Genomic DNA, 13758 nt, shown 5'->3' on the forward strand with positions numbered 1-13758 from the left:
CGGGCTTTCACCTGGGCCTACAGTGAAGCGTGCGCATCGACCGGGCCATGTTCCATGACACAGTGCTCGCCGTGGTGCTGGCGGCGGGCTCGGTCGGGCTCTTCCTCTATTCCGACTCGGCCTGGCTGGAGCCGGGCGGGCTGCCGATCGACGGGATGCGGGGCGCCGATCCGTTCGGCGCCGTGCTGGTGGCGCTGGTGTGCGCGCCGGTCGCGGTGCGCAGGCGCTGGCCGCTGGCGGGTCTGTGCGCCGGGCTGGTGCCCGAGACGCTGCTGACCGCGCTCGGCTACGGCGCCGGCGCGGCGGCCGTGGCGGGGCTGGTGCTGCTCTACTCGGTGGCCTCCTATCGCGGGCTGGCCATGGCGCTGGGCGCGCTGCTGCTGTCGTTCCTCGCCTACGCGCTCGGCGGGGCGGTGACTCCGATCACGGGGCGCAACTGGAGCGAGCACCTGGTGGTGCTCATCGTGCTCCTGGCGGTCTGGGGGGCCGGGCGGAGCCTGCGGCTGCGCCGCGCCTACCTGGAGGAGCTGAAGGACCGTGCGGCCCGGCTGGAGCGCGCCTCCGCGGCCGACACGCGGGCCGCGCGGGCCGAGGAGCGCTCGAGGATCGCCCGCGAGCTGCACGACGTCGTGGCCCATCACGTGAGCGTGATGACGGTGCAGGCGGCGGCCGCGCGCCGGGTGCTCGCCTCCGATCCCGATCTGGCGCGTGAGGCGCTGTCGGCGATCGAGCACACGGGCCGGATGGCGATGACCGAGATGCGCAACATCGTGGGCGTGCTGCGCACCGACGCCCGTGCCGAGCTGGGGCCGCAGCCGGGGATGCAGGACCTGCCGGCGCTGGTGGAGCAGATGCGGGAGGCGGGGCTGGCCACGCGGCTGTCGGTCGAGGGCGATGCCCGGCCGATCCCGGCCGGGGTCGATCTGGCCGCCTACCGGCTGATCCAGGAGGGTCTGACGAACAGCCTGCGGCACGCCGGTCCGGGCGCCAAGGCCGTGGTGACCGTACGACATGATCCGCGTGAGCTGGACGTGCGGGTGGAGGACGACGGGCGGGGGGCGGCGAGCCTTTCCGGGCAGCCAGGGCATGGTTTGGTGGGCATTCGTGAGCGAGTTGCCCTCTATGGTGGAATCCTCAGCATCGGTCCGCGACCGGGGGGCGGTTTCGAGGTGCGCGCGAGGTTTCCGTTGAAGGACTCACCATGACGATCAGGGTGCTGCTGGTGGACGACCAGCCGCTGCTGCGCACCGGGTTCCGCCTGATACTCGAGGCCGAGCCCGACCTCACGGTGGTGGGGCAGGCCGGTGACGGCAAGGACGCGCAGGAGCAGACGCGGGCGCTGCTGCCCGACGTGGTGCTGATGGACATCCGGATGCCCGGGGTCGACGGCATCGAGGCGACCCGCAGGATCGTGCGCGAGGCAGCGCCGACGGCCCACGTGCCGAAGGTGCTGGTGCTGACGACGTTCGACCTGGACGAGTACATCGTGGAGGCGCTGCGGGCCGGCGCGTCCGGGTTCCTGCTGAAGGACGTGCCGCCGGACGAGCTGGTGCAGGCGATCCGGGTGGTGGCGGCGGGCGACGCCATCGTGGCGCCGAGCGTGACGCGCCGGTTGCTGGACCGGTTCGCGAAACGGCTGCCGTCGGCGTACGAGCAGGCGACCCCGGCGCGGCTCGACCGGCTGACCGAGCGGGAGCTGGAGGTGCTGCGGCTGATCGCCAAGGGGATGTCCAACGCGGAGATCGCCAGGAAGCTGGTGGTCAGCGAGACGACCGTCAAGACGCACGTCGGCAACGTGCTCACCAAGCTGGGCCTGCGCGACCGCGTGCAGGCGGTCGTCCTAGCCTATGAGACCGGGCTGGCCACGCCGGGCGGCGTTTCCTGAGGCTTCACGGTCGGCGGCGGGGAGCCGCCGACCGTGCCCATCGACCGTGCCCGGGGCAGGCGTCAGGGTGTCGCGGCGGCCGTCTTCGTCGCCGGTTCGGGGGCGTTCTCCGGGAAGTGGCAGGCCACGTGGTGTCCGCTGGCCAGCTGCTCCAGCGGCGGCTCCACCGTCTTGCAGATGTCCTGGGCCTTCCAGCACCTGGTGTGGAAGCGGCAGGCCGGCGGCGGGTTGAGCGGGCTCGGCACGTCACCGGACAGCCTGATGCGCTCGCTCTTCGCGCGGGCCTTGGGGTCCGGGATCGGCACCGCCGACAGCAACGCGTTGGTGTAGGGGTGCATGGGGACGCTGTACAGGCTCTTGCGGTCGGCAATCTCCACGATCTTGCCGAGGTACATGACCGCGACCCTGTCGCTGATGTGACGGACCACCGACAAGTCATGGGCGATGACCACGTAGGTGAGGTCCAGCTCGTTCTGCAGGTCCTCCAGGAGGTTGACCACCTGGGCCTGGATCGAGACGTCGAGCGCGGAGACCGGCTCGTCGGCGATGATCAGCTTGGGCTTCAGCGCGAGCGTACGGGCGATGCCGATGCGCTGGCGCTGGCCGCCCGAGAACTCGTGCGGGTAGCGGTTGTAGTGCTCCGGGTTCAGGCCGACCAGCTCAAGGATGTCCTGGACGGCCTTCTTGATCCCGTTCTCCGTCTGCACACTCTGGATGCGGAACGGGGCGCCGACGATGGTGCCGACCGTGTGGCGGGGGTTGAGCGACGAGAAGGGATCCTGGAAGATCATCTGCATGTCGCGGCGCAGCGGCCGGAGCTTGCCCTGGCCCATGTGGGTGATGTCGCGGCCCTCGAAGACGATCTTGCCCCCGGTCGGCTCCAGCAGCCTGGTCACCAGGCGGCCGGTGGTCGACTTGCCGCAGCCCGACTCCCCCACCAGGCCGAGCGTCTCACCCTTGAACACGTCGAAGCTGACCCCGTCGACCGCCTTGACGGCCCCGACCTGCCGCTTGAACAGGCCCTTGGTCACCGGGAAGTGCTTCTCCAGGTCCTGGACGGAAAGAAGCGGCTCGTTCGTGGTGGTCACTGCGTCTCCAGCACTGGCTTGACTTCGTTCTCCCACAGCGTCCGCCGCTGCGTCCTGCTCAGGTGACAGCGCACCAGATGACCCGGGTCGGCCGGGGCCAGGGCCGGCACCTCGGCCTTGGACTGGCCGTCGGTCTGGTCGGAGTAGGGGCAGCGGGGGTGGAAGGCGCAGCCCGACGGCACGTTGATCAGTGACGGCGGGGTGCCCTTGACCGGCAGCAGCCGTTCGGTGGGCTCCCGGTCGAGGCGGGGCATCGAGCCCAGCAGGCCCCAGGTGTAGGGGTGCTCGGGCCGGTAGAAGATGTCGTCGGCCGAGCCGTACTCGATGCACTTGCCCGCGTACATGACCAGGATGTCGTTGGACAGCTCGGCCACCACGCCCAGGTCGTGGGTGATGATGATCAGCGCGGAGTTGAACTCGCGCTGCAGGTCACGCATCAGGTCGAGGATCTGCGCCTGCACGGTCACGTCGAGCGCGGTGGTCGGCTCGTCGGCGATGAGCAGCTCGGGGTCGCACGAGAGCGCCATCGCGATCATGGCGCGCTGGCGCATGCCGCCCGAGAACTCGTGCGGGTAGGAGTCGACCCGGCGCTTGGGCTCGGGGATGCCGACCCGGCCCAGCATGTCGATGGCGTGCTTGCGGGCCACGCTCTTGGACACCTTGTGGTGGATGCGGTACGCCTCGATGATCTGGTCGCCCACCGTGTAGAAGGGGTGCATCGACGACAGTGGATCCTGGAAGATCATCGCCATCTTCCGGCCGCGCAGCCGGCGCACGTGCTCCTGCGAGGCGGTGACGAGGTCTTCGCCGTCGAGCCAGATCTCGCCGGAGACGTTCGCGTTCTTGCCACGGTGCAGACCGAGGATGCCGAGGCTGGTGACCGACTTGCCCGATCCGGACTCGCCGACGATGCCCAGCGTCTTGCCGCGTTCGAGGCTGAAGGACAACCCGTCGACGGACTTGACCACGCCGTCGTCGGTCGAGAAGTGGATCTTCAGGTCCTTGACGTCGAGAAAGGCGCTCTCGCTCACGTCAGCCTCACTCTCGGGTCAACCACCGCGTAGAGCAGGTCGACGATCAGATTGGCCACGATGATGAAGGCCGCCGCGGTCAGCGTGACGCCCATCACCTGGGGAAGGTCGTTGTTGTTGATGGCGTCGACCGCGTACTTGCCGATGCCGGGCAGCGAGAACGTGCTCTCGGTGAGCACGGCGCCGCCGAGCAGCAGGCCCAGGTCGAGGCCGAACATGGTCATCACCGGCGTGAGCGTGGCACGCAGGCCGTGTTTGACGACCACCATGCGTTCGGGCAGGCCTTTGGCCCGTGCCGTGCGGATGTAGTCCTCCGACATGGTCTCCAGCATGCCTGCTCTGGTGAGCCGGGCATAACCGGCGGCGTACAGGAAGGCCAGCGTCACCCACGGCAGGATGAGGTTGTTCGCCCAGGTGAGCGGGTCTTCCGTGAACGGCACCCAGTCGGCGACGTCGCCGACCAGGCCGAGCTGGTCGCGGAAGATGGCCAGCGACACGATGCCGGTGAAGAAGATGGGCAGCGACACGCCCGCCAGGGCCACGCCCATCGAGAGGCGGTCGAAGAAGCTGCCGCGCCGCAGCGCCGACAGCACGCCCGTCGAGACACCGAACACCACCCACACCACGGCCGCGCCGAGCGCGAGCGACAGCGTGATCGGCAGCCGGTCGAGCAGGTCGGGCAGCACCGGGTTCTGGGTGACGTAGGAATAGCCGAAGCACGGGGCGGGGCAGTGCTCGACGCCGGGACCGTAGTTGCGGTCCACGCCGAGGAAGATGCCCTTCACGAACCGCCCGTACTGCACGACCAGCGGGTCGTTGAAGCCCAGCCTGACGGCGGCCTCGTGGATCATCTGATCGTTGGCGGCCTTGCCCACATAGCGGGAAGCGAGGTCGTCAGCGGACATCCCGGCGAGCCGCGGGACGAGAAAGAAGATGGCGAACGTCGCGATGCTCACCACGAAGAGCAGCATGACGGCCGCTATCAACCGTCTGATGATGTATGTGGCCACTGATCTCGGCTATGGCGGCCGGGCCTTGTGGGCCCGGCCGCCGAAGCCTTCACCTGCTTTCGACGAACGTTCCGGAGGTTTTCCCGGACCGGGTTACTGGGTGCTGAGCGTCAGGAACTCGTACATCCCGAAGTTCTGGCTGACGAACGCGTTCTTCAGCGTCGGCGGCCGGTAGAACAGGCCGTGCGCCCAGACGTAGGGCAGGATGAACGCGTCGTCGCTGACCTTCTTGTCGACCGAGGCCCAGATCGCGTTGCGCTTGGTGGCGTCCTGCTCAGCCGCGGCCTGGTCGATCAGCTTGTCGATCTCCGGGTCCTTCACGCCGAGGTTGGTGTTGCCCGCGGCACGGATGACGCGGCTGTCGACGATCTGCTGGAAGAAGCCGAAGCCCTCGGGGTAGTCGGCGCCCCAGCCGTAGACCATGAGGCCCAGGCCGTTCTTCTTGGCGAAGTCGGGCTTGCCGGCGTACAGCTTGAAGTAGTCACCCTGCGGGTAGCCCTTGACCTCCAGCTTGATGCCGACGCGGCCGAGCGACTGCTGCAGCGCCTCGGCGGTCTGCTTCTCCGCCGCGCGCTCGACGCGGAAGGAGATGGTGGTGCTGAAGCCGTTGGGCTGGTTGCAGGCCTTCAGCTCTTCCTTCGCCTTGTTCACGTCGCCGCCGGGGTTGGCCTCGACGCCGTAGAGGTCGTTCTTCTCATAACCGGTCATCTTCGACGGCATGAGGCTGAGAGCGATCTCACCACCGGCGTCGGGACCGCCGTAGGCGCCCTGGATCGCGGAGCGGTCGGCAGCGTACATCACGGCCTTGCGGCAGTGGATGTTGTCCAGCGGCGGCACGTCCGCGTTGAGGTTGGTGAACCAGGTGCGGTCGAGCGGCGCGGAGTCGGCGTACTGCTTGACCTTGGGGTCGGTCAGCAGGGTCTTACGGGCGTTGGCCCCGACACCGGTGCTGTTGATCTTGACGTCGATCTTGCCCGAGAGCAGGCGCTGGTCGAGGTCGTCCTCGTTCTGACCGAGCAGCACCTCGACCGAGTCGTTGAGCTGCTTGCGGTTGGGGTCGGTCGCCGCGTCCCAGTTCGGGTTCTTGACCAGCTCGATGCGCTTGCCGAGCTCGTGGGCCTTGAACATGTACGGGCCGGTCGCGACCGGGTGCTCCTTGTACTTGGTGCCCGTGTCCTTGGCCGCCGGCACCGGGGCCGTCGACGGGAGCATGGCGAAGTAGTCGAAGCCGCCGTAGGCCTTCTTCAGATGGAAGACGACCGTCTGGTCATCGGGCGTTTCAACGCCCTTCCAGGAGTCGAGCTTGTCCTTCATCTTGTACGGGCCGGTGTAGTCGCCGTTGTCCAGCCAGTCGTTGAAGTAGGTCGGGCCGCTGGGCAGGATCTCCTTGTCCAGCGAACGGGCCACTGCGTACTTCACGTCCTTGGACGTCACCGGGGTGCCGTCCTCGAACTTGATGCCCGCGCGCAGCTTGTACGTCCAGGTCTTGCCACCGTCGCTGGGCTTGCCGAGGTCCTCGGCAAGGTCACCGACGAGCTGGAGGCCCTCCTCGCCCGGCACCGGCTTGAACATGGTCAGCGCGCGAGTGTAGAGCCGGGAGAAGTTCCACGCGTAGCCGTAGTACTGGTCGCCGGGGTCAACCGAGTCGAAGTCTCCCGGCATGCCCATGTGCAGCGTGCCACCCGTCTTGGTGGACGGGTTGACGACCTGCGTCACTCCAGCGTTGTACTGGCTGGCGGGCGCCTCGGCGGTGTCACCGCCGTTCTTCTTGGTAGAGCCGCCACCGCCACCACACGCGGAGACGACCAGGGCAAGAGCAGCGGTGATCGCGACCGCCGACGCCGTGGATCTTATCTTCATCGACCTGACACACCCCTTGTATCTAGGAGTAGAGAAATTGCGGATAACTCACGAGGTCATCGAGCCTTGGGATCGAAGGCGTCCCTCAGGCCATCACCGAGCAGGTTGAACGCCAGCACGGTGACGAAGATCGCGAGACCGGGAAAGAGCATGAAGTTGGGCGCCACGTCGTAGTTGTGGACCGCCTCGGCCAACATGCCTCCCCACGTCGGGGTCGGCGGCCGCACACCCACGCCGAGGAAGGACAACGCGGCCTCGAACAGGATGTTCGACGGGATGAGCAGCGTCGAATAGACCAGGATCGGGGCCAGCAGGTTCGGCAGGATCTCCTTGAACAAGATCACATGGTTGCGCGCGCCCAGGCTCCTGGAGGCGTCGACGAACTCCCGCTCACGCAGAGACAGCGTCTGACCTCGAATAATACGCCCTATGTAGGGCCAGTTGAAGAAGCCGATGATGAACACGAGCAAGCTGATCCTCAGCGTGTCACCGGACATCCCGAACGCCTTGTCGGGGATCACCCCGCCGAGCGCCAGCGCGAACACCAGCAGCGGGAAGGCGAGGAAGATGTCCATGAGCCGGCTGATGACCGTGTCGACCCAGCCGCCGAAGAAACCGGCGATCATCCCGAACACGGCGCCGAGCACGACACACAGCAGCGTCGCGAAGAACGCGATGAGCAGCGAGACGCGCGCGCCGTAGAGGATCCGGCTGAACAGGTCGCGGCCCGTGGTGGGCTCGACCCCGAACAGGAAGTCCTTGCTGATGCCGCCGAACGTGCCGAGCGGCGCCTGGATGGCCGGGTCGATCTTCTCCCGGTGCCATTCCGCCGGTGGGTGGCCGAACCACGACACCAGCAGCGGCGCGAAGACGGCGACGAGGATCAGCACGATGATGACGATCCCGCCGACCATCGCGACCCTGTCGCGCTTCAGCCGCATCCATGCGATCTGGCCAAGGGAACGCCCTCGGATGACTGAGGAGTCCGCGCCCTCCAGAACGGTTTCCGGTCCGGCGTCTATCGCCGAGCCCGGAACATCGAGCGGTGCGGTCATGCCAGTAGCCCCCTGGATTCCAGACGACGTCGTCCGTGTGGGCGCGGTCCCGATCAGGTTAGTGCGCCGCGCTGATGAAGTCGCGAGTCGCGGCCTCAGGAGGCAGAATCTATGGCCTGAGCTGCTATGACCAGTCCCTCAGGGCCCGATGTGGCTTAACTGTGATTGACGCGAAACTCATTCGTATCGATCTTGACGTGAATGTCTACAGGCAGTCCCGGTTAAGTCTCGGAACTGTGACACACATCGGGCTAGCTGATGCCCCTTCGCTTGAGAATATCCTCGATGTCGGAGAAGTCGTCGTCGTTGTTCTTCTTGGCCGCCGCCACGGCGGGTTTTCCTGCAGGCTGGCCCGCTGCCGGCCCGGCCTTCTGCCCCGTCACGGGACGTTGCTGAGGCGCGGTCGGCGCCTCCGCGCTCTTGCCCGGCTTGTCCCCCCGCGCCAGCCGCAGCTTCCGGCCGCGCATGAACCCGGACACCACGAACAGCACCACGGCCAGACCTGTCACCGCGACGCCCGACCAGACGACCGGATTGAAGATCAGGCTCGTGACGAAGCCCACGACGGTGGCGCCGATGGTCCACAGCGCCTGCAGCGCACCGGTCAGGTAAGCGGCCACCGGAAGCAGCGCCCACGCGGCCACTCTCATCCCGGCCGCCGCGCCTCTGCGCCGGAAGGCCAGGAAGCTGAGCACCAATCCCGCGATGGTCACACCGGCGCACAGCGGCAACCACGCGATCTGATCGAAAGTCATTCCGCCGCCCCTCTGTCATTGATTACGCTCCCATCCTGACACGCCCACCCCGCGCCGCCCTCCTCCCCAGGTACCGCCCCACCCTTAGGGGTTCTGCTGGTTTCTCATGTGCGGCGAGAGGCTCTTGTTCAGCATGGGCCCTCTTGCGCGACTCAGGGTTTTTTGTGCGGCCAGGTTCATTTGCACAGCTCAGAGGTCTTTTGTGCGATGCGGTTCCGCTGTTCGTCAGGGTTCGCTTGTGCGCCGAGCTTCTCTTGTGTGGCCAGGTGCACTTGCGCAGTTCAGGGGTCCTTTGTGCGGGTATGTGCACTTGTGCGGCTCAGGGCTTTTCTTTTTCGTACGGCGAGCATGGGCCACCCGCCACCCGCCGCACAGGGCTGAGGGCCTCCAGGAATACGGCCGCTGAGCCCGCACATGGCCAGGCGCCGTTACGCGCGATTCTTCTGTTTCTCCAGGTCGTCAGCCATGGCAGTCAGCGGATCAACGCGCGCAGGGTGGGGACCGTGACCTCGGTCAGGGAGGGGACCACCAGGCGGCCGGGAGCCGGGTCGATGGGCAGCAGGCTGGGGACCGCCACGACCGCGCAGCCCGCTGCCGTGGCGGCGGCGACGCCGTTGGGCGAGTCCTCCAGGACGACGCAGCGCACCGGCTCGACCTCCAGCAGCGCGGCGGCCGTCAGGTACGGCTCGGGGTCGGGCTTGGTGCGGGTGACGTCGTCGGCCGTCACGATGGCGTCGAACCGGTCACGGCCGACGGCCTTGAGGACCGCGTCGGCGATCTCCCTGAGCGACGAGGTCACCAGCGCGACCGGGACGCCTTCCTCGCGTACGGCGTCGAGCAGCTCGGAGGCGCCGGGCATCATCTGCACACCGTCCACCAGGCGGGTCACCATGCCGTCGATCATCCACTCACGCAGGTCCTCCGGCGTGACGGACGAGCCCGAGACGGCGAGCATGTAGTCGACGGTGCGTTCCATGGAACCGCCGACGAGGTGCACCTGGTGTTCCGGCGTCCACTCGGCGCCGAGGCGCGCCATCACCCCGGTCTCGATCTCCAGCCACACCTTCTCGCTGTCGACCAGCAACCCGTCCATGTCGAAGAAGACGGCTTCCATGCATTCCCCCGATCGGTTCGCGTACGGCACCGCGACGGCACCCCGTCAGGCCATTCTCACCGCCGCCGAGAAGATCGCCGACCCCGGGGCACCGCCTCCGTCGGCCTCTCGCCCTCGCCCCGCCCCCACGGCGCCCACGCACGGCCTGGGGATCTCACAAACGGGCATCCCCGCCGCCCGAGCCCTCCCAACAGGCACCCTCGCCACGCCCCAACGGGCGCCCGCGCACGGCCGGAGATCCCGCAAACGGACATCCCCGCCGCGTCGGGACCCTCCCCAACAAAGCTCCCTCACCACGCCGCGACACCGCCCCCACGGACCCCTCACCGGGGCACCGCTCCAAGGAGCACCCACGCCTGAGGCCTCCCGGTCAAGGTGGTCAGGAGAGCCTGAGAGGTGTCCGGCGAAACCGGTCGGGGCCAAGGTCTAGACGTTGAAGTACTTCGCCTCCGGGTGGTGGGCCACCAGGGCCGAGGTGGCCTGCTCCGGGTGGAGCTGGAACTCCTCCGACAGCGTGACCCCGATCCGCTCCGGGTCCAGGAGCTGAAACAGCTGCACCTGGTCCTCGAGGTTGGGGCAGGCCGGGTAGCCGAAGGAGTAGCGGCAGCCCTGGATGTTGACCTTGAGCATGTCGTCGAGCGACTCCTCGCCCCCGATCCCCCACTCGGCGCGGACCCGGGCGTGCCAGTATTCGGCCAGCGCCTCCGTGAGCTGCACCGACAGCCCGTGCAGCTCCAGGTAGTCGCGGTAGGCGTCCTTGGCGAACAGTTCGGCCGTCGCCTCGGAGATCTTGCCGCCCATCGTGGCGATCTGGAAGCCGACCACGTCCACCTCTCCCGACTCGCGCGAGCGGAAGAAGTCGGACAGGCACAGGTGCCGGTCGCGGCGCTGGCGCGGGAAGGTGAAGCGGGTGCGCTCGTCTCCGGCCTCGTCGAGGATGATCAGCGAGTCGCCGTCGCTGACGCACGGGAAGTAGCCGTAGACGACCGCCGCCTCCAGCAGCCCCTCGGTCTGGATGCGGTCGAGCCACATGCGCAGCCGCGGCCGTCCCTCGGTCTCGACGAGCTCGTCGTAGCCGGGCCCGTCGCCGCCGCGCGTGGGCTTGAGGCCCCACTGCCCGAGGAACAACGCCCGCTCGTCGAGGAAGGCGGAGTAGTCGCTCAGCGAGATGCCCTTGACGATGCGGTCGCCCTGGAAGGGCGCCACCGGCAGCCGGTTGTCGGCGGCCACGTCGGAGCGGGCGGGCAACTCCTCGACCGGGGTGCGGGTCAGGACGGCGCCGGACTTGACCCGGCGCTCGCGCAGCGGCGGCAGCGTGGCGCCGGCGACGCCGCGCTTGACGGCCATGAAGGAGTCCATCAGCCGCAGCCCCTCGAAGGCGTCGCGGGCGTAGCGGACCTCGCCGGCGAACAGCTCGGCCAGGTCCTGCTCGACGTAGGCGCGGGTGAGGGCGGCGCCGCCGAGCAGCACCGGATAGCGGTCGGCGATGCCCCGGGAGTTCATCTCCTCCAGGTTCTCCTTCATGATGACCGTCGATTTCACCAGAAGTCCGGACATGCCGATGACGTCGGCCTTCTGCTCGTCGGCCGCCTCCAGGATCGCGGAGACCGGCTGCTTGATGCCGAGGTTGACCACCTGGTAGCCGTTGTTGGACAGGATGATGTCGACCAGGTTCTTGCCGATGTCGTGCACGTCGCCCTTGACCGTGGCCAGCACGATGCGGCCCTTGGTCTCGCCTTCGACGCGGTCCATGTACGGCTCGAGGTAGGCGACGGCGGTCTTCATCACCTCGGCCGACTGCAGTACGAACGGCAGCTGCATCTGCCCCGAGCCGAACAGCTCGCCGACCGTCTTCATGCCGTCGAGCAGCACGTTGTTGATGATCTCCAGGGCGGGCCGCTCCGCCAGACCGGCGTCGAGGTCGGCCTCCAGCCCCTTCTTCTCGCCGTCGATGATGCGCCGCTTGAGCCGCTCCCACAGCGGCAGCGCGGCCAGCTCCTCGGCCCGGCCCTGGCGCATGGCCGAGGCGTCGACGCCCTCGAACATGTCGATGAAGCGCTGCAACGGGTCGTAGCCCTCGCGGCGGCGGTCGTAGACCATGTCGAGCGCGACCTGGCGCTGATCGTCGGGGATGCGCGACATCGGCAGGATCTTGGAGGCGTGCACGATGGCCGAGTCGAGCCCGGCGTTGACGCACTCGTTGAGGAACACCGAGTTGAGCACCATGCGCGAGGCCGGGTTGATGCCGAAGGAGATGTTGGACAGGCCCAGCGTGGTCTGCACGTCGGGGTAGCGGCGCTTGAGCTCGCGGATGCCCTCGATGGTCTCCAGGCCGTCGCGGCGGCTCTCCTCCATGCCGGTGGCGATGGTGAAGGTGAGGCAGTCGACGATGATGTCGGACACCTGCATGCCCCAGTTGGCTACCAGGTCGTCGATGGTCTCGCTCGCGATGCGTACCTTCTCGGCGGCGGTGCGGGCCTGGCCCTTCTCGTCGATGCACATGACCACGACGGCCGCCCCGTGCTCGCGTACGGCCGTCATCGTCTTGTGGAAGCGTGAGTCGGGGCCGCGCCCGTCCTCGTAGTTGACCGAGTTGACCACCGCGCGCCCGCCGAGCATCTCCAGACCGGCCCGCAGCACCTCGGACTCGGTCGAGTCGAGCATGATCGGCAGCGTGGAGGCGGTGGCCAGGCGGAACGCCAGCTCCTTCATGTCGGCCACGCCGTCACGGCCCACGTAGTCGACGCACAGGTCGAGCATGTGAGCGCCGCCGCGAGCCTGCTCGCGGGCCATCTCCACGCAGTCGTCCCAGCGGCCTTCGAGCATGGCCTCGCGGAAGGCCTTGGAGCCGTTGGTGTTGCACCGCTCGCCGATCGCCAGGTAGGAGGTGTCCTGGCGGAACGGGACGGTCTGGTAGAGCGAGGACGCGCCCGGCTCGGGGTGCGGGCGGCGCGCGGCCGTCTCCCTGCCGCGCACGCGGTCGACGACCTGGCGCAGGTGCTCGGGAGTGGTGCCGCAGCAGCCGCCGACCAGCGACAGGCCGTAGTCGCGGGTGAAGGTCTCGTGCGCGTCGGCGAGCTCCTCGGCGCTGAGCGGATAGTACGCCCCGTCGGAGGTCAGCACCGGCAGCCCCGCGTTGGGCATGCACGAGAGCTTCAGCCGGGAGTGCCGGGCCAGGTAGCGCAGGTGCTCGCTCATCTCGGACGGGCCGGTGGCGCAGTTGAGGCCGATCAGGTCGACGCCGAGCGGCTCGATCGCGGTCAGCGCGGCGCCGATCTCGGAGCCGAGCAGCATGGCGCCGTTGGTCTCGATGGTCACCTGGGCGATGATCGGCACGTCGCGCCCGGACGCCTCCACGGCCCGCTTGGCGCCGATGACGGCGGCCTTGACCTGGAGCAGGTCCTGGCAGGTCTCGATGATCAGCGCGTCGGCGCCGCCCGCGATCAGGCCCGCCGCGTTGTCCCGGTAGGACTCGCGCAGGTTGTGGTAGGGCAGGTGGCCCAGCGTGGGCAGCTTGGTGCCGGGGCCCATCGAGCCGAGCACGAAGCGCGGCTGCTCGGGCGTGGACCAGTGGTCGGCCCGCTCGCGGGCGATCCTGGCGCCCGCCTCGGAGTATTCGAAGACCCGCTCGGGGATGTCGTACTCGCCCAGGGCCGCCAGGTTGGCGCCGAAGGTGTTGGTCTCGACGCAGTCGACGCCCACGGCGAAATAGGCGTCGTGGACGCCTCGCACGATGTCGGGACGGGTGACGTTCAGCACCTCGTTGCAGCCCTCGTGGCCCTCGAAGTCGTCGAGGGTGGGGTCCTGGGCCTGCAACATCGTCCCCATCGCCCCGTCGGCGACGATCACTCGCTGGGACAGGACTTCGCGGAAGGACGGGGAGCTGCTCATGGCGTAGAGCTTATCGGCTGCCGCCGGACGACTTTATCGGACGGCTATCCTGCCGGGGAGACAATTGAA

Annotated in this window: 10 protein-coding genes; 2 read left to right on the forward strand and 8 right to left on the reverse strand. The window is 68.2% G+C overall.

Going from position 1 to position 13758, the window contains the following annotated elements; translation table 11 throughout:
* Window positions 1-47 precede the first annotated feature (47 nt).
* Entirely contained in the window at window positions 48-1205 is a 1158-nt protein-coding gene (locus tag KME78_RS09870) for a sensor histidine kinase (protein WP_219528486.1), read from the forward strand.
* Window positions 1202-1885 carry a response regulator gene (locus KME78_RS09875; RefSeq protein WP_219528487.1) on the forward strand — a complete coding sequence of 228 codons (684 nt, stop codon included), beginning with the start codon at window positions 1202-1204 and terminating at the stop codon, window positions 1883-1885. Before KME78_RS09870 ends, KME78_RS09875 begins: the two co-directional genes overlap by 4 nt.
* A gap of 62 nt (window positions 1886-1947) precedes the next feature.
* Here KME78_RS09875 and KME78_RS09880 read toward each other — a convergent pair whose 3' ends face one another.
* From KME78_RS09880 to metH, 8 genes are all read right to left on the reverse strand, one after another.
* On the reverse strand, window positions 1948-2973 hold the full coding sequence (locus tag KME78_RS09880; RefSeq protein WP_219528488.1) for an ABC transporter ATP-binding protein: 1026 nt from the start codon (window positions 2971-2973) through the stop codon (window positions 1948-1950).
* Window positions 2970-4004, reverse strand: coding sequence for an ABC transporter ATP-binding protein (locus tag KME78_RS09885; RefSeq protein WP_219528489.1), 1035 nt, complete (start codon window positions 4002-4004; stop codon window positions 2970-2972). The genes KME78_RS09880 and KME78_RS09885 overlap by 4 nt, the downstream gene beginning before the upstream one ends.
* Window positions 4001-5014, reverse strand: coding sequence for an ABC transporter permease (locus tag KME78_RS09890; RefSeq protein WP_219528490.1), 1014 nt, complete (start codon window positions 5012-5014; stop codon window positions 4001-4003). The genes KME78_RS09885 and KME78_RS09890 overlap by 4 nt, the downstream gene beginning before the upstream one ends.
* A 93-nt stretch (window positions 5015-5107) precedes the next feature.
* Window positions 5108-6874: an ABC transporter substrate-binding protein gene (locus KME78_RS09895; RefSeq protein ID WP_219528491.1), complete on the reverse strand. Its 1767-nt coding sequence runs from the start codon at window positions 6872-6874 to the stop codon at window positions 5108-5110.
* A gap of 56 nt (window positions 6875-6930) precedes the next feature.
* Window positions 6931-7929 (reverse strand): ABC transporter permease, encoded by a 999-nt coding sequence (locus KME78_RS09900; RefSeq protein WP_219528492.1) that lies wholly within the window; start codon window positions 7927-7929, stop codon window positions 6931-6933.
* A gap of 251 nt (window positions 7930-8180) precedes the next feature.
* On the reverse strand, window positions 8181-8684 hold the full coding sequence (locus KME78_RS09905; RefSeq protein ID WP_219528493.1) for a cellulose synthase: 504 nt from the start codon (window positions 8682-8684) through the stop codon (window positions 8181-8183).
* Window positions 8685-9156: 472 nt separating this feature from the next.
* Complete coding sequence (locus KME78_RS09910; RefSeq protein WP_219528494.1) at window positions 9157-9798, reverse strand: HAD family hydrolase; 642 nt, start codon at window positions 9796-9798, stop codon at window positions 9157-9159.
* 426 nt (window positions 9799-10224) lie between these two features.
* Window positions 10225-13689 carry a methionine synthase gene (metH, locus tag KME78_RS09915; RefSeq protein ID WP_219528495.1) on the reverse strand — a complete coding sequence of 1155 codons (3465 nt, stop codon included), beginning with the start codon at window positions 13687-13689 and terminating at the stop codon, window positions 10225-10227.
* Window positions 13690-13758 lie beyond the last annotated feature (69 nt).

Source organism: Nonomuraea guangzhouensis, assembly GCF_019396345.1.
GTDB classification, from domain to species: domain Bacteria; phylum Actinomycetota; class Actinomycetes; order Streptosporangiales; family Streptosporangiaceae; genus Nonomuraea; species Nonomuraea guangzhouensis.

Excerpts from the sequence above, each read along its gene's own strand:
- KME78_RS09905 (WP_219528493.1), bottom strand. The coding sequence starts at position 8,684 with ATGACTTTCGATCAGATCGCGTGGTTGCCGCTGTGCGCCGGTGTGACC.
- KME78_RS09875 (WP_219528487.1), top strand. The coding sequence starts at position 1,202 with ATGACGATCAGGGTGCTGCTGGTGGACGACCAGCCGCTGCTGCGCACC.
- KME78_RS09870 (WP_219528486.1), top strand. The coding sequence starts at position 48 with ATGTTCCATGACACAGTGCTCGCCGTGGTGCTGGCGGCGGGCTCGGTC.
- metH (WP_219528495.1), bottom strand. The coding sequence starts at position 13,689 with ATGAGCAGCTCCCCGTCCTTCCGCGAAGTCCTGTCCCAGCGAGTGATC.
- KME78_RS09910 (WP_219528494.1), bottom strand. The coding sequence starts at position 9,798 with ATGGAAGCCGTCTTCTTCGACATGGACGGGTTGCTGGTCGACAGCGAG.
- KME78_RS09900 (WP_219528492.1), bottom strand. The coding sequence starts at position 7,929 with ATGACCGCACCGCTCGATGTTCCGGGCTCGGCGATAGACGCCGGACCG.
- KME78_RS09895 (WP_219528491.1), bottom strand. The coding sequence starts at position 6,874 with ATGAAGATAAGATCCACGGCGTCGGCGGTCGCGATCACCGCTGCTCTT.